Annotated in this window: 15 protein-coding genes; 5 read left to right on the top strand and 10 right to left on the bottom strand. The window is 60.3% G+C overall.

Annotation, left to right across the window (positions count from 1 at the left end; all coding sequences use genetic code 11):
* The first annotated feature begins 122 nt into the window (after positions 1–122).
* Positions 123–767: a hypothetical protein gene (locus Thiofri_RS12630; protein ID WP_009149645.1), complete on the top strand. Its 645-nt coding sequence runs from the start codon at positions 123–125 to the stop codon at positions 765–767.
* An 83-nt stretch (positions 768–850) separates the two neighbouring features.
* On the opposite strand, the gene tadA is transcribed toward Thiofri_RS12630, so the two are convergent.
* The 3 genes from tadA to guaB are packed head-to-tail and all read right to left on the bottom strand — an operon-like array spanning position 851 to position 4452.
* Positions 851–1327 carry a tRNA adenosine(34) deaminase TadA gene (tadA, locus tag Thiofri_RS12625; RefSeq protein ID WP_009149644.1) on the bottom strand — a complete coding sequence of 159 codons (477 nt, stop codon included), beginning with the start codon at positions 1325–1327 and terminating at the stop codon, positions 851–853.
* Positions 1328–1363: 36 nt separating this feature from the next.
* Positions 1364–2983, bottom strand: coding sequence for a glutamine-hydrolyzing GMP synthase (guaA, locus tag Thiofri_RS12620; protein ID WP_009149643.1), 1620 nt, complete (start codon positions 2981–2983; stop codon positions 1364–1366).
* A 2-nt stretch (positions 2984–2985) separates the two neighbouring features.
* Positions 2986–4452 (bottom strand): IMP dehydrogenase, encoded by a 1467-nt coding sequence (guaB, locus tag Thiofri_RS12615; protein WP_009149642.1) that lies wholly within the window; start codon positions 4450–4452, stop codon positions 2986–2988.
* 248 nt (positions 4453–4700) lie between these two features.
* On the opposite strand from guaB, the gene Thiofri_RS12610 reads away from it, so the two are divergent.
* The 3 genes from Thiofri_RS12610 (at position 4701) to Thiofri_RS12600 (ending at position 7932) form a co-directional block, all read left to right on the top strand.
* Positions 4701–5627 (top strand): hypothetical protein, encoded by a 927-nt coding sequence (locus Thiofri_RS12610; RefSeq protein WP_009149640.1) that lies wholly within the window; start codon positions 4701–4703, stop codon positions 5625–5627.
* Positions 5628–5790: 163 nt separating this feature from the next.
* Entirely contained in the window at positions 5791–6375 is a 585-nt protein-coding gene (locus tag Thiofri_RS12605) for a hypothetical protein (RefSeq protein WP_009149638.1), read from the top strand.
* Between the two features lie 354 nt (positions 6376–6729).
* Positions 6730–7932: a DUF5610 domain-containing protein gene (locus Thiofri_RS12600; protein WP_143741907.1), complete on the top strand. Its 1203-nt coding sequence runs from the start codon at positions 6730–6732 to the stop codon at positions 7930–7932.
* Between the two features lie 236 nt (positions 7933–8168).
* Here the strand turns inward: Thiofri_RS12600 and Thiofri_RS12595 are convergent, their stop codons facing one another.
* The 4 genes from Thiofri_RS12595 to dksA form a co-directional block, all read right to left on the bottom strand.
* The gene (locus Thiofri_RS12595; RefSeq protein WP_009149633.1) at positions 8169–10664 is read right to left on the bottom strand and encodes a glycogen/starch/alpha-glucan phosphorylase; all 2496 of its coding nucleotides are present in this window, start codon (positions 10662–10664) and stop codon (positions 8169–8171) included.
* A gap of 53 nt (positions 10665–10717) precedes the next feature.
* Positions 10718–13057: a phosphoketolase family protein gene (locus Thiofri_RS12590; RefSeq protein WP_407702943.1), complete on the bottom strand. Its 2340-nt coding sequence runs from the start codon at positions 13055–13057 to the stop codon at positions 10718–10720.
* Positions 13058–13368: 311 nt separating this feature from the next.
* Positions 13369–14331, bottom strand: coding sequence for a tRNA glutamyl-Q(34) synthetase GluQRS (gluQRS, locus tag Thiofri_RS12585; RefSeq protein WP_009149631.1), 963 nt, complete (start codon positions 14329–14331; stop codon positions 13369–13371).
* 39 nt (positions 14332–14370) lie between these two features.
* Positions 14371–14805 carry an RNA polymerase-binding protein DksA gene (dksA, locus tag Thiofri_RS12580; RefSeq protein ID WP_009149630.1) on the bottom strand — a complete coding sequence of 145 codons (435 nt, stop codon included), beginning with the start codon at positions 14803–14805 and terminating at the stop codon, positions 14371–14373.
* Positions 14806–15071: 266 nt separating this feature from the next.
* Here dksA and Thiofri_RS12575 point away from each other — a divergent pair, with 266 nt between their 5' ends.
* A complete protein-coding gene (locus tag Thiofri_RS12575; protein WP_009149629.1) occupies positions 15072–15899 on the top strand; it encodes an HAD-IA family hydrolase in 828 nt (275 codons plus the stop codon).
* 135 nt (positions 15900–16034) lie between these two features.
* Here the strand turns inward: Thiofri_RS12575 and Thiofri_RS12570 are convergent, their stop codons facing one another.
* The 3 genes from Thiofri_RS12570 to Thiofri_RS12560 all read right to left on the bottom strand — a co-directional run bounded on the left by Thiofri_RS12570 (position 16035) and on the right by Thiofri_RS12560 (position 19793).
* Positions 16035–16448 carry an SCP2 sterol-binding domain-containing protein gene (locus Thiofri_RS12570; RefSeq protein WP_009149628.1) on the bottom strand — a complete coding sequence of 138 codons (414 nt, stop codon included), beginning with the start codon at positions 16446–16448 and terminating at the stop codon, positions 16035–16037.
* A 156-nt stretch (positions 16449–16604) separates the two neighbouring features.
* On the bottom strand, positions 16605–18146 hold the full coding sequence (locus Thiofri_RS12565; protein ID WP_040857091.1) for a Ppx/GppA phosphatase family protein: 1542 nt from the start codon (positions 18144–18146) through the stop codon (positions 16605–16607).
* A gap of 174 nt (positions 18147–18320) precedes the next feature.
* Positions 18321–19793 carry an AAA family ATPase gene (locus Thiofri_RS12560; RefSeq protein WP_009149626.1) on the bottom strand — a complete coding sequence of 491 codons (1473 nt, stop codon included), beginning with the start codon at positions 19791–19793 and terminating at the stop codon, positions 18321–18323.
* Between the last annotated feature and the right edge of the window lie 42 nt (positions 19794–19835).

Below are 19835 nucleotides of genomic sequence, written 5' to 3'. Positions count from 1 at the left end.
AGGTTAATATGAGGGGGTGAGCCATAGCGCTCCAAGTCCGTCGCTCGATCGATCCCTCGTTCAGGCATCCGCCGTACAGGCTCGGTCTACTTACCATCGATCTCTTCATGGGAGGAAATTCCATGTCCCAGTCGCCAAGCACCGACGCATCAACCGGATCTTCGTCCGCCAAGTCCAAGGGCGGTGGCTCCATGCTACTCGGCCTGATGCCGTTATTGGTTCTCTTCGGTGCCACTGTCCTGCTTTATAACCTTACCAGCGGAGGCTTCTCCGAGGCCTTCATGTACTGGGAATATTTCATGGGCTTCATCGCGCTCTACTTTCTGTTTTCCGGGTGGAGCCAAGCGTATCTTAATGGGAATTCCAGCCTGTGGTACCTGATCAGGCAGTGTGTCCATTGGGGTGCCTTGTTCGCTTTAGTCTATGTGCTCAATATCCAGGGTATCCGCGAACTGATCCCGGATCCGCAATACACCATTTTGTTGCTGTATCTGATTGCTTTCACCACCCTGCTCGCGGCTATCCAGATGAATATCAAGATGATTTTCTTCGCCGCGTTTATGGTTTTCGTCGCTTATCTGATCGCTGTTCCAGAAAACAATCCGGCCTTGATCAAGCTGGGCGAAGCCTTTCAGGTGGCTGAAGCGCCTACCAAGCCCCTCATGATGACTATCTGGGTGGCTGTGGCCGGCTTTGTTGGTACTTTGTTTTTCAAAGCATCAATGGGCGGCGCCATTTCCGCCAAGCGTGCTGCTAGCAAGCATTAGCGGATTAGCTAAATAACCGCGTCACGGCTGCTCGCGTGGCGCGGTTATTTGTTGGCTTGTGAGATGTCTTCCACTTGGCCCGCTTAGGTATCGGCTGGCCTCTTCTGGGATGCGCGTCTGGTTCTGAAAAATCCCCGCAAGAGTTCGCCGCAGGCATCGGCAAGGACGGGCCCGCGACACTGAGTGCGGTGATTGAAACGCCCGTCTGCGGGCAGCAGATCAAAGCGGCTACCACAGGCGCCTGCCTTGGGGTCCGTGGCACCAAAAATCACAGTCTCCACCCGAGCATGGATGATGGCACCGGCGCACATGACGCAGGGCTCAAGGGTGACATAAAGGCTGGAACCTGGCAGTCGGTAATTGCCACGTCGGCGTCCGGCATCGCGCAATGCCAGAATTTCGGCATGAGCGCTTGGGTCGTGCAGTGTGATGGGGCGATTCCAGCCCTCACCAACAATTTCCCCATCAATTACCAGCAGAGCGCCGACAGGCACTTCCCCCTCATCGGCGGCCCGCCCGGCCAAGGCAAGCGCCCGCTGTATCCAGCGATCATCCTCCACTGCGCAGGCCGTTATCGGTCAACTGCGGCTCCCTTCCTATTCCCATTCAATGGTGCCGGGAGGCTTGCCGGTCACATCATAGACGACCCGGGAAATGCCGGCGACCTCATTGACAATTCTGTGACTGACCTGGGCAAGAAAGTCGTATGGCAGTTCTGCCCAGCGGGCGGTCATGAAGTCGATGGTTTCGACCGCGCGCAGCGCGATCACATGCGCATACTGACGGTTGTCTCCAACCACTCCGACTGAGCGCACTGGCAGAAAGACCGCAAAGGCCTGGGAGACCTGATCGTAGAGCCCGGCGCGGCGCAGTTCTTCAATAAAAATAGCGTCTGCCAGCCGCAGCCGATCAGCATAATCCTTGTGGACTTCGCCCAGGATGCGCACGCCGAGACCGGGGCCTGGAAAGGGATGGCGATAGACCATGTCTGCCGGCAGGCCAAGCTCTAGCCCAAGCTTGCGCACCTCGTCTTTGAACAACTCCCGCAGGGGTTCGAGCAGTTTCAGCTGCATGCGCTCAGGCAGACCGCCGACGTTGTGATGGGATTTGATGACTTTAGCCTTGCCTGTGCGGGCGCCGGCGGATTCAATCACATCGGGGTAGATGGTTCCCTGGGCCAGCCAGCGCACCTCCGGGTGGCGCGCGGCTTCCTGCTCGAACACCTCAATGAAGGTATTGCCAATGCGCTTGCGCTTCTGTTCAGGATCGTCAACGCCGGCCAAGCGCGCAAGAAAGCGCTCCTCGGCATCCACTTTGACCACGCGCACGCCCATGTGCCGCGCGAAGGTGGCCATGACCTGGTCGGCCTCGCCCGCGCGCAGCAGGCCGTTATCGACAAAGACGCAGATGAGCTGCTCGCCGATGGCCTGATGCAGCAGGGCGGCGACCACGGCAGAATCCACCCCGCCGGACAGGCCGAGCAGGACATGATCCTCGCCGACCTGAGCGCGCACCCGTTCGATGGTTTCCTCAGCAATTTTTGCCGGCGTCCAGCGTTTGCCGCAGCCGCAGATCTCATGCACAAAGCGCGCGAGCATGCGCTGACCCTGGCGGGTGTGGGTGACTTCGGGATGGAATTGCAGGCCGTAGAATCCGCGTGTCTCATCGGCGATGCCGGCCAGCGGGGCGTTGTCGGTCTCGGCAATGACCTGAAAGCCATCGGGCAGGGTTTCGACTCGGTCGCCATGGCTCATCCAGACATCAAGCAGGCCGAAGCCCTCGGGTGAGTCATGATCCTCGATGGCATGTAGCAGCCGCGAATGGCCGCGCGCGCGCACTTGGGCATAGCCGTATTCGCGCCGTTCGGCCGCCGCCACCCGACCGCCAAGGGCAGCGGCCATGGTCTGCATGCCATAGCAGATGCCAAGCACTGGCACGCCAAGCGCAAACACCAGAGGATCGGCTTGGGGAGATTGGCCTTGATGCACGGATTCCGGCCCCCCAGAGAGAATGATGCCGTGGGGAGCGAAATCGCGCAGCAGGGCGGCATCGACATCGAAAGGGTGGAGTTCGCAGTAGACGCCTGCTTCGCGCACGCGGCGCGCGATGAGCTGGCTGTACTGAGAGCCGAAATCCAGGATCAGAATGCGCTCGGCATGGATGGGCGCGAGCTTGCCGGCTTCGGTGGCGGCGATGGTGCTGGTGTTGGCGGCCATACTCAGTTATCAATCCGGTAATTGGGCGCTTCCTTGGTGATCTGCACATCATGCACGTGGGATTCGCGCATGCCAGCGGCACTGACCCGCACGAACTCAGGCCGGGTGCGCATGTCATGGATTGTGCGACAACCGGTATAGCCCATGCTTGAGGCGAGACCGCCGATGAGTTGGGCGACCACGTTGATGAGGCTGCCTTTGTAGGGTACGCGGCCCTCGATGCCTTCGGGGACCAGCTTTTCTTTCTGGACGTTTTCCTGAAAATAGCGGTCACTTGAGCCCTCTTTGCTGCCCATGGCGCCAAGCGAACCCATGCCGCGGTAGGATTTGTAGGAACGGCCCTGATAGATCTCGACCTCGCCTGGTGCCTCGTCGGTGCCGGCGAACAGGCTGCCGATCATCACGCTATGGGCGCCGGCGGCGATCACCTTGGCCACGTCTCCGGAATATCTCAGGCCGCCATCGGCAATCACGGGAATCCCGCTATCCTCAAGCGCCTGAGCAACATTGCTCACGGCCGTTATCTGCGGCACCCCCACACCGGCAACGATCCGGGTGGTGCAGATGGACCCCGGGCCTATGCCCACCTTGACCGCGTCAGCGCCGGCCTTGGCCAGCGCCAGGGCGGCGTCGGCGGTGGCAATGTTGCCGCCGATGACTTGCACATGCGGAAAATGTGACTTGGTCCATGCGACGCGATCGAGCACTCCTTGCGAGTGGCCATGGGCGGTATCCACCACCAGCACATCCACGCCGGCTTCAACCAGCGCCGTGACGCGCTCCTCGGTGCCCTGGCCGACACCCACGGCGGCGCCGACGCGCAACCGCTCCTGTTGGTCGCGCGAGGCCTTGGGGAAATCTTTGGCTTTCTGAATATCCTTCACCGTGATCAGGCCGCGCAGTTCGAAATCGTCGTTGACCACCAGAACTTTCTCGATGCGATGCTTGTGCAGCAGGCTCAGGACTTCTTCTCGCGCAGCCCCCTCGCGCACTGTGACCAGACGCTCGCGCCCGGTCATAATCGCGGACACCGGTGCCGCCATGCGCGTCTCGAAGCGCAGGTCACGACTGGTGACGATGCCGACCAGTTTGCCGCCCTCAGTCACTGGGACGCCGCTAATGTTGTGTGCACGCGTAATCTGCAATACCTCGCCGACGCTGGTATCAGGGGCCACCGTAATGGGGTCGCGGATAATGCCACTTTCGTACTTTTTTACCCCCAGCACCTCGCGCGCTTGGCGCTCGATACTCATATTCTTGTGCACAATGCCAATGCCGCCCTCGAGCGCCATGGCGATGGCCAGGCGGCCCTCGGTGACTGTGTCCATGGCGGCAGACAGTAGCGGAATTTTTAGCGCAATCTCGCGTGTGAGCTGGGTGCTGAGATCGACTTCACTGGGTACCACGGTGGAATGCGCAGGCACCAGCAGCACATCGTCGAAGGTTAGGGCCTCTTCGATCAGTCGCATCAGATATAAACTCCGGGTCGGAAACTAGCGATTAGGACGCATCATAGGAATTCGCCGCCAAGGGGTAAACTCCCGCAGCAAGAAAAAAGAGTATCCTAGCCCCCAGAGCAGAAAAGCGCATTGACATGTGCGGCAGCCAGTGCCTCTTTCCCGGGCTTTGCCCGCGGTTTCTGCCAGTTATTGGTTGCAATTTTGTATCTAAGGTCAGCACCACCGGATTACCTGTTTGACAAGGGCACCAGTTAACCATGAACAGCCATCGGTCATGTTTCCAGCGGCTGCGGCCGGGCTTTTTATTGCTGACATCGGCAATTTTCGTGGTACTGACGCTGAGCGCCTGCGGCCATGTGCCGCGATCACCCGAAGCGCCAGACCGGAGTGCCGCGCAGCCCTCTACCGAAGCGGATTTGTTGGCGGCGTCGGCCCCTGCGGATCGGCAAGCCAAAGGCGGTGCCTCGGCCTGGCGCTATGGCCAGAAGGGTGACACCCTGGCCGTCTTCCCGCCACTCTCTGCCGCCCAGGGCCTGAGCCTTGGCGGTGCACATCGACCTGCTTCGGTCTACACTTATGTTCTTTACGGCATCGGCGATGGGAAGTCTTCCCAGGCAACCCGGCCCTGGCGCCACACAGAATTTGAACTCCTGCGCCTGATTGACACCTATGTGCTAAGTGCAGGGGCGCTGGGTACAGAGGAACCAGAAAAAAAAGGCTCAGTGCCAACGCGGCATGAATTCTTTGTACCTGTCTACGACGGGCTCGGCACCCTGCCGCTTTCTGAGCGCAGCGCGCCCGACTTGGCCGATGCGGCGCGCCAGGCGCTGGCACAGCGCCTTGATGCGCGTCGCTATGCAGTACTAGCTAGCCAGTTGCGCACGGCACCGGGTCCCTTTTTGATCTCGCGCACCACCTCCGATCTGGTGCCAGACCAGGAAAATGGTGCGTTGTTGCTCGCCGATCTGAGCAAGATCGGCCCCGAACACCTCTATCGGGTGGTGGATACTTATGATCGCCCGGTGTCGGCGTCGGCAGCCGGTACCGATGCTGCCCTGTCTGAGCTGCGCCAACGCCTGGCGCGCTTGGAGTCACCGCTTGGTGGTGTGGGCGAGAATCAATGGGTTCAGCTGATCGAGGCATCCGCTGTGCGACCGGCTGATGGGGCCATGAATGGCGGTTAGTGGGCCTTTGGCGGCAACCCGAACCTGAAATCATACCTGGCGTACGTGGACTTTCGGCTTGTTTCAGACCGGGCTGCGGTCACGGACGACGCCGAGCCTCTCGGAGCGCTAGGCGGCCCGAAACAGAAAACGCATTTGCTACAGCGACAAAAGGGAGCATTCAATGTTTGGCCACCGTCTGGGCAGTTTGTTTCGGTTTTTGATTGGTACCCTGGTGCTTCAGGGCGCGACGGTTCTGGTCACCTATACTGCGCTGCAAACCGACATTGCAATGACCTGGCCGTTGTTCGTCGCGCTGGGGGCGAGTTCCGGCGTTTTGGTGACCCTGTGGTTCGAGTCTATTGCTGGCCGCGTGAGTGACAAGGCGCTGTCGCGCGCGCAGCAGCGCCATTCGCGCGAGCGCGAGAAAATTCGTGTCGAGGCCGAGCGCCAGCGCGCCAAACAGACAGTTAAGCAGACCAAAATGAAGGGCAACGCCGGCATAAAACTGCGCACCGGGATTGCGGTTGGCGGTATGGCGGGCGTTGGCGTTGCCATGATGGTGGCCCAGTTCATGACCGTCGGGCTCTTGACCGTTGCGACCGCTGGCGGTGCGGCTCTTGGCTACGGGGTGCGGGTGCGACAGGAACGCCGCCTGCGCAGCCGACTCGAAGACAATCAGAACCTGCTGCTGTCGGAGCCCCAGGACAGGCTGCTGGCGCTGGAAGAGCAGCCCAGTAAGCGCTCGCGCCGCAAGAAACTGAGCTGATCAATCGGCCTAATCGATTGTTTTGGTCGATTGCTCTGGTCGACTGGCTTGATCGGCCAGTTCGTTAGTGCGGCCTGATTGCCTGGCCAGCTTGCGTGGCCTGGTTGCCAGTTTGGCTGGCTGCCGTGTCTTGCAGCAGGCGCGAAAAGGCGCCGTTCGAGACCAAAGTATCTCAAGTCAGCGGATTCCCAGTCGTTACCTATGTCATGAACAAATGGCCGGTCTGGGCATATCAGCCGCCGGCGGCTCTTTAGTGATGGCCGATCCCAACGCAGACAAAGGTTGCGGACTGGTCACTAATGATCGGCTAAAGCCGCGGAGTCGATAGTGTTTTCCTTCGATCCATCTACCAGCATGACGAACCCTCTGATGCAAGGCCAGTTTAACCCTGGTCGGGCTCAGGATTCCGCCGTTGACGGCGCCCAGAGACGTGACGAGGCCTATCGTGCGCAGTCCGGCGGTCCCGCCGGGGCGGCCATGGCGAAGCTTCAGGAAAACCTGATGAACCGCTTGGTCGAGCAAATTCCCGGCGTTGAGGTCGCGGACCTCCAAAAACGTAATCCGGCGGACTTCTCCCCGGAGGCCATTGCCGACCGGATCAGCTCCTTTGTCGGCAGAGGGTTGGAGAATGCGCGCACCCAGGGCCGCAGCGACAAGGAAGTGCAATCGCTGTTCGATAGCGCTGTGCGCGGCATGGAGCAGGGCCTGGCGGAAGCCAAGGATATCCTCTCGGGGCTGAAAATGCTCCAGGGCGGGGTGGCTGAGCAGGTTGACGAGACCGCCCAGCGCACGCGCGATGCCTTGGCGGAGCTTGACCCTAGCCGTCGGCGTGAGCAACTCGAGGTGAGTAGCGGAGGCAGCGCCGCGCTGTCCATGGCTGAGCGGTATTCGAGTGCGTCCTCGTTTGAAATGCAGGTGCGCACTCAGGATGGCGATCAGATCACCTTGAAATTTGGTCAGAGCAGCGAATTTTCTTCCAGCGCCGCCGCCTATGCGGATAGTAACGGCAATCGTGCTGCGGCCTTCTCGATGAGTCGCAGCGAGCAGGTCGGGTACTCCTTCAGCTTTGAGGGAGGGAACCTTAGCCAGGATGAAATGACCGCGATGAGCGATTTGGTGCGCGATGTTGGTCAGATGGCCGATGATTTCTTTGGCGGCGACATACAAAAGGCTTTTGATCAAGCCGGTGGCTTGAGCTTTGACGGTTCTCAGATTGCCGCCTTCGAGCTCAATATGAGCCAGTCGCAGCAATATACCGCGGCTAAAGCCTATCGCCAGACCCAGCAGATTGAGGCTCCGGCGGAAGAGCAGCGGCCCGGAATGCGCCTCGGCCAGTTGATGAACGAGATGCGTGATCGCTTCAGTCAGTCAATGCTGGATTTCCTCGACAACCCAGAAGAAGCCGGCGCTGGCATCATGCGCGGATTGGTGGAGCAGGACACACGCATGCGGGATGCGCCCCCTGAAAGCCGCCAGCGGATGCAGGCAAATCTTAGTGATCTGCTAAGCAACTTCAGCCAGCCGCAGGTCGAGCAGCCGGCTAATCCTGCCGCTTAGGGGGTGAATACCGAAACTCTTTGACATTCCGGCTCGTTCCGGGCCGGGTGACGCCCACGGGGGACGCCGTGAATACCTCTCCCTGTAGGCTTCCCGGCGGCGTCCCTGATCCGATCAAGGCCCGCCGAGACCCCCGTGGCCGTCACCCGACCCAAAACCGAAAATCCGTTTGCGATTGGTATAGCTAGCGGCGAAGTGATTCGCCTCGATCAAACAGGCGGCGAATTGACTCGCCCCTACAAACTTACCGGCTCCGCCTCCACCTGCCAGATTCGCTCGGCATATTGCTGAATCGCGCGGTCGGAGGAGAACTTGCCAATGCGCGCCACATTCAGCATCGACTTCCGCGTCCAGCCTTGCCTGTCCTGATAGGCTTCGGACACCTGCTGCTGGCAGTCGAAATAGGCGCGAAAGTCCGCCAGCACCATGAAAGGATCGTGGTACATCAGGTTCTCCACCAGCGGCTGAAACAGTCCGGCATCTCCGTGCGAGAACAAGCCTGAGGCGATGAGATCAAGCAGGGACTTGATCTGTGCATCCGTGCTATAAATCTGATAGGGATCATAGCCCTCGGCCTGGCGCTGCGCTACCTGATCCGCCGCCATGCCGAACAAAAAGAAATTCTCCGCGCCCACTTCCTCACGGATCTCGACATTGGCACCATCCAGGGTGCCGATGGTTAGCGCGCCATTCATGGAGAATTTCATGTTGCCGGTGCCGGATGCTTCCTTGCCAGCTAAGGAAATCTGCTCGGATAGATCCGCCGCCGGATACAGCCGCTGACCGCGTTTGACGTTAAAGTCCGGCATGAAGATGACCCTCAGGGTGCCATTCACCGCCGGATCATGGTTGATCACCTCACCCACGGCATTGATCAGCTTGATGATCAGCTTGGCCATGTAGTAGCCGGGTGCCGCCTTGCCCCCAAAGATAAAGGTGCGCGGGACCATGCCGTCCGTGCCCTGGTTCTTGATCTGCTCATAGAGCGCCAGGATGTGCAGCAGATTCAGATGCTGACGCTTGTACTCATGGATGCGCTTGGCCTGGATGTCAAACAGGCTGGTGGGATCGGGCGCGACGCCGGTTTGCTGCCCGAGCCAGTTGGACAAATCCGTCTTGGCGGCGGTCTTGACGGCCTGCCAGCGTTCATGCAGAGCACTGTCATCGGCATGGGGCTCGAGCGCGTTCAGGCATTCAAGATTGCGAATCCAGCGGTTATCGCCACAGACTTCGGTGATCAGTCCCGCAAGACGCGGATTGCAGAGCACCATAAAGCGGCGCGGGGTCACGCCGTTGGTGATGTTATGGAAGCGCGCCGGGTACATCTCGTAGAAATCCCGCATCACGGTGCTTTTTAGCAACTCGCTGTGCAGTTCGGCCACACCGTTGATGGCGCAACTGCCAACGGCCGCAAGGTGGGCCATACGTACGCGCCGACCGTTGCTCTCGTCGATTAACGACAGGCGTCGCACCCGGTCATCGTCCTCGAAGAACTTCACCCGGACCTCGTCGAGAAAGACCTGATTGATCCGGTAGATGATTTCGAGATGGCGCGGCAGCAGGCGGCCGAACAACTCAATAGGCCAGGTCTCCAGTGCCTCCGGCAGCAGGGTGTGGTTGGTGAAATGACAGGCTTGACGAGTGATCTCCCAGGCCTGTGCCCAGGGCATCAGATGCACATCGACCAGCAGGCGCATCAACTCGGCCACGGCCAGCGATGGGTGGGTGTCGTTGAGCTGAATGGCAAACTTCCTGTGGAGATTATCCAGTGTTCCTGTGTTGCTCAGCTCCAATCGAATCATGTCGCGCAGGGAGCAGGAGACGAAAAAGAATTGCTGCTTGAGACGTAACTCCTTGCCAACTTCTGGGTCATCGTTGGGATAAAGCACCTTGGAGATGGTCTCGGCCTCGATCTTGGCGTGGACCGCACCATAGTAGTTGCCGGTATTGAAGGCCTGAAAGTCGAACGACTCGGGCGCCTCGGATTTCCACAGTCGCAGTAGATTGACGTTGTTTACCCCATAGCCAGGAATGGGAGTGTCATAGGCCACACCGTTGACCACCAGTTCTGGAATCCAGCGTGTGTGGGTGATGCCGGCAGGGTCTGTGTGTTGCTCCGTATGTCCGCCAAAGCCGATGGGGAAGCAGATTTTCGGGCGGTGAATTTCCCAGGGGTTGCCGTTGCGCAGCCAGGTGTCGCCCTTCTCCACCTGCCAGCCGTCGATGATCTGCTGATCGAAAATGCCAAACTCATAGCGGATTCCGTAACCAATGGCTGGAATTTGCAGCGTGGCCATGGAGTCCATGTAACAGGCCGCGAGTCGCCCGAGACCGCCATTGCCGAGGCCGGGTTCCTCCTCGGTTTCGAGAATCGCCTCAAGATCCAGGTCCAATTCCTTGCCCGCCGCGCGTGCCGCCTCAGTGATGCCGAGCTTGACCATATTAAGCCCAAGTTGGGGGCCGATCAGGAACTCGGCCGACAGATAGGCGACGGTGCGCGAGTTCCGTTCCTTGTAGGTGCGGGCTGACTTAATCCAAAGCTCGAGCATGCGATCACGCACGGTATAGGCGGCGGCCATGAACAAATCATAGGGACTGGCGACCTCGCGAAAGCGCCCCTGCACATAAAACAAGTTGTCACCGAATGCCTGAACCAGCGTGTCTTTCGATAGGCCGGTGCGGATCGGCTCATGGGGTTCGGTGGCGGACCGGGCAGATGTTGTGCGGCTCATGAATTGTCAACCTGTGTGGTGGATACGGAGGCGTTTGGCCGATTGGTGTCTGCTCAGAACGGCCAGGTCCAGTTGTCGATCTCGGGCAGATCGATGCCGAACTTGTAGGCGTGATTGCGGCACTCGATTTGCTGATCGCGCAGCCTCTCGCGAACATGGGCGCCCTTGACTTGCAATTCCGGCAGCCGGTTGATGGCATCAATGGCCAGGGTGTAGCGGTCGATCTCGTTGTTGATGGCCAGTTCCATTGGGGTGTTGATGTTGCCCTTCTCCTTGTAGCCGCGCACATGGAAGTTATGGTGATTGGTGCGGGCATAGGTCAGGCGATGGATCAGCCAGGGATAGCCATGGAAGTTGAAAATCACATGGCGATCTTTGGTGAAAAGCCCGTCGAAGTCGCGATCCGACAGCCCATGCGGATGCTCGCGCTCGGGCAGCAGGCGCAGCAGATCGACCACATTGATGAAGCGAATTTTCAGCTCAGGGAAGCTCTCGCGCAGCAGTGCGGTGGCCGCCAGCGCCTCTTTGGTGGGAATGTCGCCGCAGCCAACCATGACCAGATCGGGTTCCTCGTCCTCGTCATTGCTGGCCCAATCCCAGATCCCCAGGCCCTTGGTGCAGTGGCGCACGGCGGCGTCCATATCGAGATACTGGAGATGCTGCTGCTTGTCGGAGACGATGACGTTTACATAGTCGCGGCTTTTCAGGCAGTGATTGGCGGTGGACAGAAGGGTGTTGACATCTGGTGGCAGATAGATGCGAATCACATCCGGGTCTTTGTTGACCACCACATCGAGAAAGCCCGGATCCTGATGGGTAAAGCCATTGTGATCCTGACGCCACACCGTAGAAGTAATCAGCAGATTGAGCGAGGAAATGGGCGCGCGCCAGGGGATGTCCTGGGTGATGGACAGCCACTTGGCATGCTGATTGAACATGGAGTCGATCACATGCACAAAGGCCTCGTAGGTCGAGAAGAACCCATGGCGACCTGTCAGCAGATAGCCCTCCAGCCAGCCTTCGAGCGTGTGCTCGGAGAGCATTTCCATCACCCGACCATCGGGGGACAGCTCACCGCCGTCTTCGTCCTCGGGCAGATAGTCCTCCAGCCACAGCTTTTTGCTGACCGCATAGATGGCTTGCAGCTTGTTGGAGCTGTTTTCATCCGGGCCGAAGACGCGGAAATTGGTCATGTTCTCGGCCATGATGTCGCGCAGAAAGACCCCAAGCGGATAGGTGTTGCCGGCGCGTTGCACGCCAGGTTTGGGCACATCCAGGGCGTAACTGTTGAAATCCGGCATCCGCAGGCTGCGGCGCAACAGCCCGCCATTGGCGTGCGGATTGGCGCTCATACGCAGAGTGCTGGTCGGGGCCAGCGCCTTGAGTTCTGGCATCAGTCGACCTTCGGCATCGAACAACTCCTCGGGCTTGTAGCTGCGCAGCCAGGCTTCGAGCTGAGCGAGATGCTCAGGGTTCTCGCGCACACCTGCCAGTGGCACCTGATGGGCGCGCCAGAAGCCTTCTACCTTATGCCCATCGACTTCTTTCGGCCCGGTCCAACCCTTGGGTGAGCGCAGCACGATCATCGGCCAGATGGCGCGTTTGGCCTGATTTAGCAAGGGACCGCCATCACGCGCTTGCTGCTGAATAGAGCGGATCTTGGCGTAACAGGCATCCAGGGTGGTGGCCATGGTCTGGTGCATGGTCATGGGATCATCGCCTTCGACAAAATGCGGCTCCCAACCATAGCCGCGCATCAGGCTGGCGAGTTCCTCGTGCGGGATGCGCGAGAGCAGGGTGGGGTTGTTGATCTTGTAGCCGTTCAGATGCAGCACCGGCAGGACGGCGCCATCGCGGATGGGGTTCAGGAACTTGCTCGAATGCCAGGAGGTGGCCAGTGGACCGGTTTCGGCCTCACCGTCGCCAACCACCACGGTCACCAGCAGATCGGGGTTATCGAGAGCTGCGCCGAAGGCGTGGGAGATGGAATAGCCCAGCTCGCCGCCCTCGTGGATTGATCCCGGTGTCTCGGGCGTGCAGTGGGAGCCAATGCCGCCAGGGAAGGAGAATTGCTTGAAAAACGACCGCAGGCCTTCAGCGTCCTCGCTTTTGTTGGGATAGATTTCCGAATAAGTGCCTTCCAGATACACAGGCGCCAGCACCCCGGGCGCGCCATGGCCGGGGCCGGCGAGGAAAATGGCCGACTGCTGGTGCGCCTTGATGATGCGGTTCATGTGCACATAGACAAAGGCCAGACCGGGGCTGGCGCCCCAGTGGCCAAGCAGGCGTTGCTTGATGTGCTCCAGATTCAGGGGCTCGCGCAGCAGGGGGTTCTCCCGCAGGTAAATCATGCCGGCGGCCAGGTAGCAGCAGGCGCGCCAGTAGGCGTCCATGGCTTTGAGCTGTTCGCTGTCGGGCGGTGCGGCGTTGGCCTGAAGGCCGGGGGCCGGTGTGATGCGGTCGCTGGTGAGCTGTGGGGAAGCCGTCATGAGGTTCTCCTGTAACAAGTGGTCAAGCAAAAGCGAGGTCGCGGCGGAGCAGGGCTACATCCTGAGCGCGCTGGCGGCGGAAACCGACCAAAGCCCCTTCGAGATGTGACGCCAGTCGCCCAAGCCAGGTATTCCTGCGGCGAGCCTATAGAAGCGAATTCAGTCGCATCATCGGGGCGCACATGCTGGTCCCCTTTGATTGGCTGGACAAGGACTTAATGTACGCGCTCTTTGTGAAAAATGGGTGAAGTCTGCGTTGGTCCTTTAGGCACCCGAGCGGCTGACCAGTGCGCGATGGCGAATGTCCAGAACTCTTCCAATCGGTCGAGTTCAGAAGGCAGCGCCACTTGGCCAAGAAAGCCCCAGGCGCAGGCAAGACTTGGCAGCGGGTCGCTCGCATCCAGCGGCCGGGCTGCATCAGATTTCGACAGCTTGTGCCCCTGGCTGTCAAGTGCGACCGGCAAATGGGCATAGGTGGGGCAGGGCAGGTTGAGCGCCTGCTGCAACAGTCGTTGGCGCAGGGACGACAGCAGCAGGTCGGCCCCCCGGACGATTTGATTGACTTCCTGGGCGGCGTCATCCACCACCACCGCCAGTTGATAGGCCGGAATGCCATCGGCGCGATGCAGCACGAAATCGCCTAGCTCGACATGGACAGCCAGCGCCACTCGGCCCTGGATGCGATCCTCGATGCCAACCTCCTCGGCGCGCGTGCGCAGCCGCAGGGTGCGCGCGTTGCGACCTGGGGGCAGCCCCGCGCGGCAAGTGCCAGGATACACCGGCCCTTCTGGTCCGGATCGGGCGCTGGCGGCAATTTCCTTGCGCGAGCAGCCGCACGGGTAGGTCAGGCCGCGACGGCCAAGGTCTGCCAGCGCGTCCTGGTAAAGACTCAGGCGCTGGCGTTGATAGACGACCCTGCCATCCCACTGCATCCCGTAACGCTCCAGGGTGCGCAAGATGCCGGCTGCCGCGCCAGGCACTTCGCGATTCTGGTCGAGGTCTTCGATACGCACCAGCCAGGCACCGCCTGCAGCACGCGCGTCCAGATAACTGCCGAGCGCGGCAACCAGGGAGCCAAAGTGCAGCAGCCCGGTGGGCGAGGGGGCGAAGCGCCCGCAGTAGGGGACGCTGCTGGCAGGCTCGCCTACGATGGCATTGGGAGCCGGGTGGGCGGTCAATGCCAGCGCGATCTTTCAGCCTGCCGTGGGCGCGCGATCTTAGCCGCGCTGCTTTTCGCGGATCTCGTCGAGCGTCTTGCAGTCAATGCACAGGGTGGCCGTGGGTCTTGCTTCGAGCCGACGGATGCCGATGTCCACACCACAGGCCTCGCAATAGCCATAGTCATGCTCATCAAGTCGCTCGAGTGCTTCGTCGATTTTTTTGATCAGCTTGCGCTCGCGGTCGCGGGTGCGCAGCTCAAGGCTGAACTCGGACTCCTGAGTCGCGCGGTCGTTGGGGTCGGGGAAATTCGTCGCCTCATCCTGCATGTGATGAACGGTGCGATCAACCTCCTCCATCAGGGTGCGTTTCCATGCCAGCAGGATCTCGCGAAAATGCGTTTCCTGCTCCGAGTTCATGTACTCTTCGTCGGTACCGGCCTGATAGGGTTCGAAACCGAATGCCCTGGCCCCTTCTTTTTGTGTATCAGCCATTGCGTTTCTCCTTAAGGAAACAATGGTTATTAACTAGCCTAGCCCGCTTCAATCCGTGATTGCAGTTCACACGAGCCGCGCTTTCAGCCGTGGTCGGCCGAATCGGACCGCGACGGCGAACGCGCTTTTCTACCAGATGATGATGGTCTCGGCAAACATTGCCGCTTGCCACGCCTTAGATACCTCCATGCTATGGTGCGATGCAGGCGCGCATGACTGGGTGAAAAACCCGGCTATGCGCTTGAAAACTTTGTTGGAGGTCTGTCGTGGGTCAACTGCAAGCACTGATTTTTGACGTGGACGGCACCCTGGCCGATACCGAGCGTGATGGTCATCGGGTTGCGTTCAATGCTGCTTTTGCTGAGGCCGGGCTCGACTGGCAGTGGTCAGAAGCCCTCTATGGCGAGTTGCTGCGGGTCACCGGCGGCAAGGAGCGCATCGCGCGGTATATCGAGCACCACTGTCCTGGTTTCGTCCCACCGGCAGGGCAGGCGCTTACAGACTTTATCGCCGGGCTGCACCGGGCCAAGACGCGCCATTATGTCGCGTTGCTGGGGCAGGGCGATGTGCCACTGCGCAATGGCGTCCTGCGGCTGCTGCGCGAGGCGCGCGCCGCTGGCATGCGCCTGGCGATTGCTACCACCACAACACCTGAGAATGTCACCGCGCTCTTGGATAATACGGGTGAACTCGGCCTGCGCGACTGGTTCGAGGTCATCGCTGCCGGCGATGTGGTGCCGCGTAAAAAGCCGGCACCGGATATTTTTACCCTGGCACTGGAGCAGCTTGGGCTTGGGCCGAGTGACTGCGCGGTGATCGAGGATTCAGACAACGGGGCTGCTGCTGCATTGGCCGCCGGGCTCGACACCTTGATCGTCACCCTTAGCCATTACACCCAGGATCAGGACTTTCGCCAAGCTGCCCTGGTGGTCGATCAACTCGGGGAATCCGAGGCGCCGGGGCAAATCAAGGGCGGGGCGGCTCTGCATTTGCTGGATGCCGAGAATTTGGCTTCAGTCTGCGTCGATCTGGGGTTGATCAAGGATTTGCATCAAGCGGTTTGGGACTCTTTTGCTTCCCATCGACCGATGTGATTCAGATGCGACTCAGCTGGGATTCAACCGAGAGTCAGGCAGGATCAGCACTCGCGTTCGCGCACAACAGCCGATCCCGCGCCTTGCGGTTTGGGCAGAACGCGGGATCGGCCGGGCACAAAAGTTAAGCAACGTTTAGCCGAGTTCGTCAGCACCGACCTGCTGCATGAGGCCGAAGCTTTTGACAAAAGGCCCGGCCATGCGTGGGTCTTTAATCATCGCGCTGTAATCACCGACCTTGAACTTGAGTTTGCCAGTGGCGTAAGCCGTGCCAAGCCCCATCATGCCGATGCCTTTCTCGACCCACTTCAGCCAGTCTTTCATCTCGGCGCGCATGTCCCAGTCGGGCGCCTCGCCGTTCCAGTCACCAGCGCTGGTGCAGATGCCGTTTTCGACGACAAAAACACCGCGTGGGTTTTCTTCATCCTTGAAGCCGCAGCTAATGGTTGAGCTGAAGTTGATGTCGGCCAGCTTCTGGCTGACTTCAGGGTCGGCGTTCCAGGCATCCTTGAGTTGATTCATCCATTCAGCGGAAAAGAGTTGAGCCATGTTGATCAAACCTCCTTCAGTTTGAGCCTGTGGGTGGTGGTGAAATTGTTCTGTTGCCTTCGTTCAAGGCCGTCGATTCTAACAGGAAGTTGCTGCTGACAAAGAATCAGCCGACGAAAGTTTCGTCGCACACAAACCTGTGCCTTGTTATGAGTGTTAGTGAAACCGAAGCGTAATGCCGACCTGCTTCAGACGTTCGGATTCTTCCTCAAGCTCAAGGCGGCTTAGCGGGTGGTTGTTCAGCCAGCCGTCCGGGAAGCACAGCGACAAGGCGTTCTCATCGGCGCTTAACATCGGATTGGGCTTGGCGGTGGCCGAGCGCCCGCGATGGATCAGAACCGCTAGGCGCAGCAGGACGCAAAGCCGGCGCGCGCAATCCTGTTTGCTTTCCGGCAGGCCGGCAAACGCATCTTCAGGGACTTTGCGCCGATGTGCCAGGACCAGAATGGCTAGCACATCCTGCTCCTGACGGGTGAAACCGGACAGATCCGCATTGCGCAGCAGATAGGCGCCATGTTTCTGGTACTGACTGTGGGAGACTGCAAGCCCGATCTCGTGCAACTGCGCAGCCCAGCCGAGCATGCATTGGTATTCCGGGCGCTCGAGTCGCCAATTTGCGCCGACCTGCTCATAGAGCCGCAACGCGGACTGCTCGACCCGACGGGCCTGCTCCAGATCGACATCGAAGCGCCGGCACAGGGTCGCCACCGTGCGTTCGCGCACATCTTCATGCTGGGTGCGGCCGATCAGCTCATAGATGACCCCTTCACGCAACGCCTGATCAGATACCCGCATCTGGTCGATGGACAGGTTCTGGAAGAGTGCGCGCAGCACGGCCACTCCGCCGGCAAATACCGGACGGCGTCTGTCGCTTAAGTTCTTGAAACGCAGATCCTCGGTCTTGCCGCAGTCGATCAGCGCCTCGCGCAGGCGCGTCAAGCCTTCGGCGCTGATACCCTCGGGCGACCAGCCCTCGCCGGCCAGAACCGAGGCGATGGCCTTGATCGTGCCCGAACTGCCGGTCGCAGTTTCCCAGCCGGCATGGCGAAATAGCTGGCGGACTGGGCGGATTTCTATGGCCGCTGCCAGTTCCGCGCGGTCCATCGATTCGAGGTTGATTTTTCCGTCGGCAAAAAAACGCTGCGACATGCTCACACAGCCCATGTGCAGACTTTCGCGCTGCAGTGGTGTGAAGGCGTGTCCGACAATCAATTCGGTGCTGCCGCCGCCAATGTCGATCACCAGGCGTTTTTCATCGCCAATTGCGAGCCCGTGAGCGACGCCGAGATAAACTAGTCGGGCTTCCTCACGCCCGGCGATGACCTCGATTGGCTGCCCGAGCGCCGCTTCGGCCCGTGGCAGAAAATCTGAACTCGGCCGCAACTGGCGCAGGGTATTGGTGCCCACCACCCGCACATTGGCGGGCTTGAGCGCGCGCAGTCGCTGGCCGATGCGCTCCAGGCAAGCTACCGCGCGGTCGGCCACCTCTGGTCGCAGGTCTTTGAGCGGGGTGAGTCCTTCGCCTAGGCGCACCATCTCCTTGTAGCGGTCCATCACTTTCAGAGTGCCGCCGTCGCTGCGTGCGATCAGCAGATGAAAAGAGTTCGACCCCAGGTCCAGTGCGGCAAAGGGTTCTGCCGAGGCTTCCGTGTTAGCGGGCGATTCTAACGAGTCCGCGCGGGGCGTGTCCGAATTCATAAAGGATTGACCGGCAGGCAGAAAGAAGCGGGAGCGCGCCACTGTCATTGCCGGCTGCGCGCCATGGTTCATCGCTCAGGCAATGGCGATAGAATAACAGCCTAGGCGCTTAGCCATATAGCCTTACCGTGAAACAACGGGCTTCATCCGCCGGGGTGGCCGTGACCATGAGCGTTAAGCCGGCACCGTGCGGCTGCGCGCCCAGTGGCGCAGGCGGGCGATTTGCTCATCCATCACCACGGAGAGCGGCTGGGTGCGTTGCAGTTCTGCTGCGATGGCGCGAGTGTTCACCCCGCTGCTGTCATCTGCGCGGGCGGCGTAGAGGGCGGAGACCACGGCCTGCTCGATGCCGGCACCGGAGAAACCGTCGGACAGGGCGGCGAGTTGGTCGAGATCGAAATCGTCCGGGTTGAGATTGCGCTTGGCCAGATGGATGCGGAAGATCTCGCGGCGCACCTCGGCATCGGGCAGGTCGACGAAGAAGATCTCATCGAAACGACCCTTGCGCACCAGTTCTGGCGGCAGTTGCTTGATGTCGTTGGAGGTGGCAACCAGAAAGACCGCCGCCTTGCGCTCCGCCATCCAGGTGAGCAGGGTGCCGATGATGCGCTGCCCGGTGCCTTCGTCGCTGCTGCCGCCGGCCAGGCCTTTTTCAATTTCATCCAGCCAGAGCACGCAGGGCGCCATGACCTCAGCGGTTTTGAGGGATTCGCGCAGGTTGCGCTCGGTCTCGCCAATGTATTTGTTGTAGAGCGCGCCAAAATCCAGCCGCAGCAGTGGCACGCCAAAGCGCCCGGCCACCGCCTTGGCCGCCAGGCTTTTGCCACCGCCCTGCACGCCAAGCAGCATAATGCCGCGCGGGCGTTCGGCGTTTGGCTCGTCGGACAGGAAGGGCGTGCGACGCAGGTCGATCCAGGCTTTCAGGTTATCAAGCCCGGCCACTTCGCCAAAGCTGGCGGTGTCGTACTCAAAAGAGATGCTGCCCTCGGGGCTCAGCAACTGATACTTGGCGCGGGTGATTTCCTCCACGTCAGTTTCGGTGATGGCGCCGTCGCGATGGATGGCATTGCGAAGCAAACGCCGCGCGTCGGATTCGGTGACCCCCAACAGAGTTCGCGAGAGCCGATCGACCGCGCCGCGGTTGGCGCGGAAGGCGCGGCGCGGCCCGGCATGCTGCCAGCGCTGGGCTTCTTCGCGAATCAGTGCCAGCAGCCGGCTACGATTGGGCAGACGCAGGCCGAAGCGGGCGCTGAGATGCCGGAACTCAGGCGGGCTCTCCAGTGCGTGGCTGACTAGCACCAGCCGTCGGGCGACATCGCCAAAGCCCAGCGCGATCTCTTTGATGAGCCGCACGTGCAGCGGATTGTCGAGGAAAGGATGAAAGTCGAGCAGCAGATAGATACCAGGCTGGGTGCTGACTTTGATATGGCGCAGCATTTCCGCCGGCTCAGCCAGATCAGCCTGGGGGCGGGCGGCATATTCGGCGCGCCTCAGGCCATCGGTCATAGTCCAGCAAAAAAGCGGCACGCCGAACTGAATCGCCAGCCGGCTAAACAGCTCGATAATGCGTTGCTCCTCCAGGGACTCAACCAAGAGGACTGGAGTCTCTGAGCGCAGAATCAGGTCAAGGTCGTGCAGATCAGTCATGGTGGCGCCTGCGCCCGTAAATTTGGGCGGTTATACCTAAGC

The sequence above is a fragment of the Thiorhodovibrio frisius genome (assembly GCF_033954835.1).
Taxonomy (GTDB): domain Bacteria; phylum Pseudomonadota; class Gammaproteobacteria; order Chromatiales; family Chromatiaceae; genus Thiorhodovibrio; species Thiorhodovibrio frisius.
This window is presented reverse-complemented; position numbering and strand designations above follow the sequence as displayed.

Excerpts from the sequence above, each read along its gene's own strand:
- Thiofri_RS12630 (WP_009149645.1), top strand. The coding sequence starts at position 123 with ATGTCCCAGTCGCCAAGCACCGACGCATCAACCGGATCTTCGTCCGCC.
- guaA (WP_009149643.1), bottom strand. The coding sequence starts at position 2,983 with ATGGCCGCCAACACCAGCACCATCGCCGCCACCGAAGCCGGCAAGCTC.
- guaB (WP_009149642.1), bottom strand. The coding sequence starts at position 4,452 with ATGCGACTGATCGAAGAGGCCCTAACCTTCGACGATGTGCTGCTGGTG.
- Thiofri_RS12610 (WP_009149640.1), top strand. The coding sequence starts at position 4,701 with ATGAACAGCCATCGGTCATGTTTCCAGCGGCTGCGGCCGGGCTTTTTA.
- Thiofri_RS12605 (WP_009149638.1), top strand. The coding sequence starts at position 5,791 with ATGTTTGGCCACCGTCTGGGCAGTTTGTTTCGGTTTTTGATTGGTACC.
- Thiofri_RS12600 (WP_143741907.1), top strand. The coding sequence starts at position 6,730 with ATGACGAACCCTCTGATGCAAGGCCAGTTTAACCCTGGTCGGGCTCAG.
- Thiofri_RS12595 (WP_009149633.1), bottom strand. The coding sequence starts at position 10,664 with ATGAGCCGCACAACATCTGCCCGGTCCGCCACCGAACCCCATGAGCCG.
- Thiofri_RS12590 (WP_407702943.1), bottom strand. The coding sequence starts at position 13,057 with ATGGACGCCTACTGGCGCGCCTGCTGCTACCTGGCCGCCGGCATGATT.
- dksA (WP_009149630.1), bottom strand. The coding sequence starts at position 14,805 with ATGGCTGATACACAAAAAGAAGGGGCCAGGGCATTCGGTTTCGAACCC.
- Thiofri_RS12570 (WP_009149628.1), bottom strand. The coding sequence starts at position 16,448 with ATGGCTCAACTCTTTTCCGCTGAATGGATGAATCAACTCAAGGATGCC.
- Thiofri_RS12565 (WP_040857091.1), bottom strand. The coding sequence starts at position 18,146 with ATGAATTCGGACACGCCCCGCGCGGACTCGTTAGAATCGCCCGCTAAC.
- Thiofri_RS12560 (WP_009149626.1), bottom strand. The coding sequence starts at position 19,793 with ATGACTGATCTGCACGACCTTGACCTGATTCTGCGCTCAGAGACTCCA.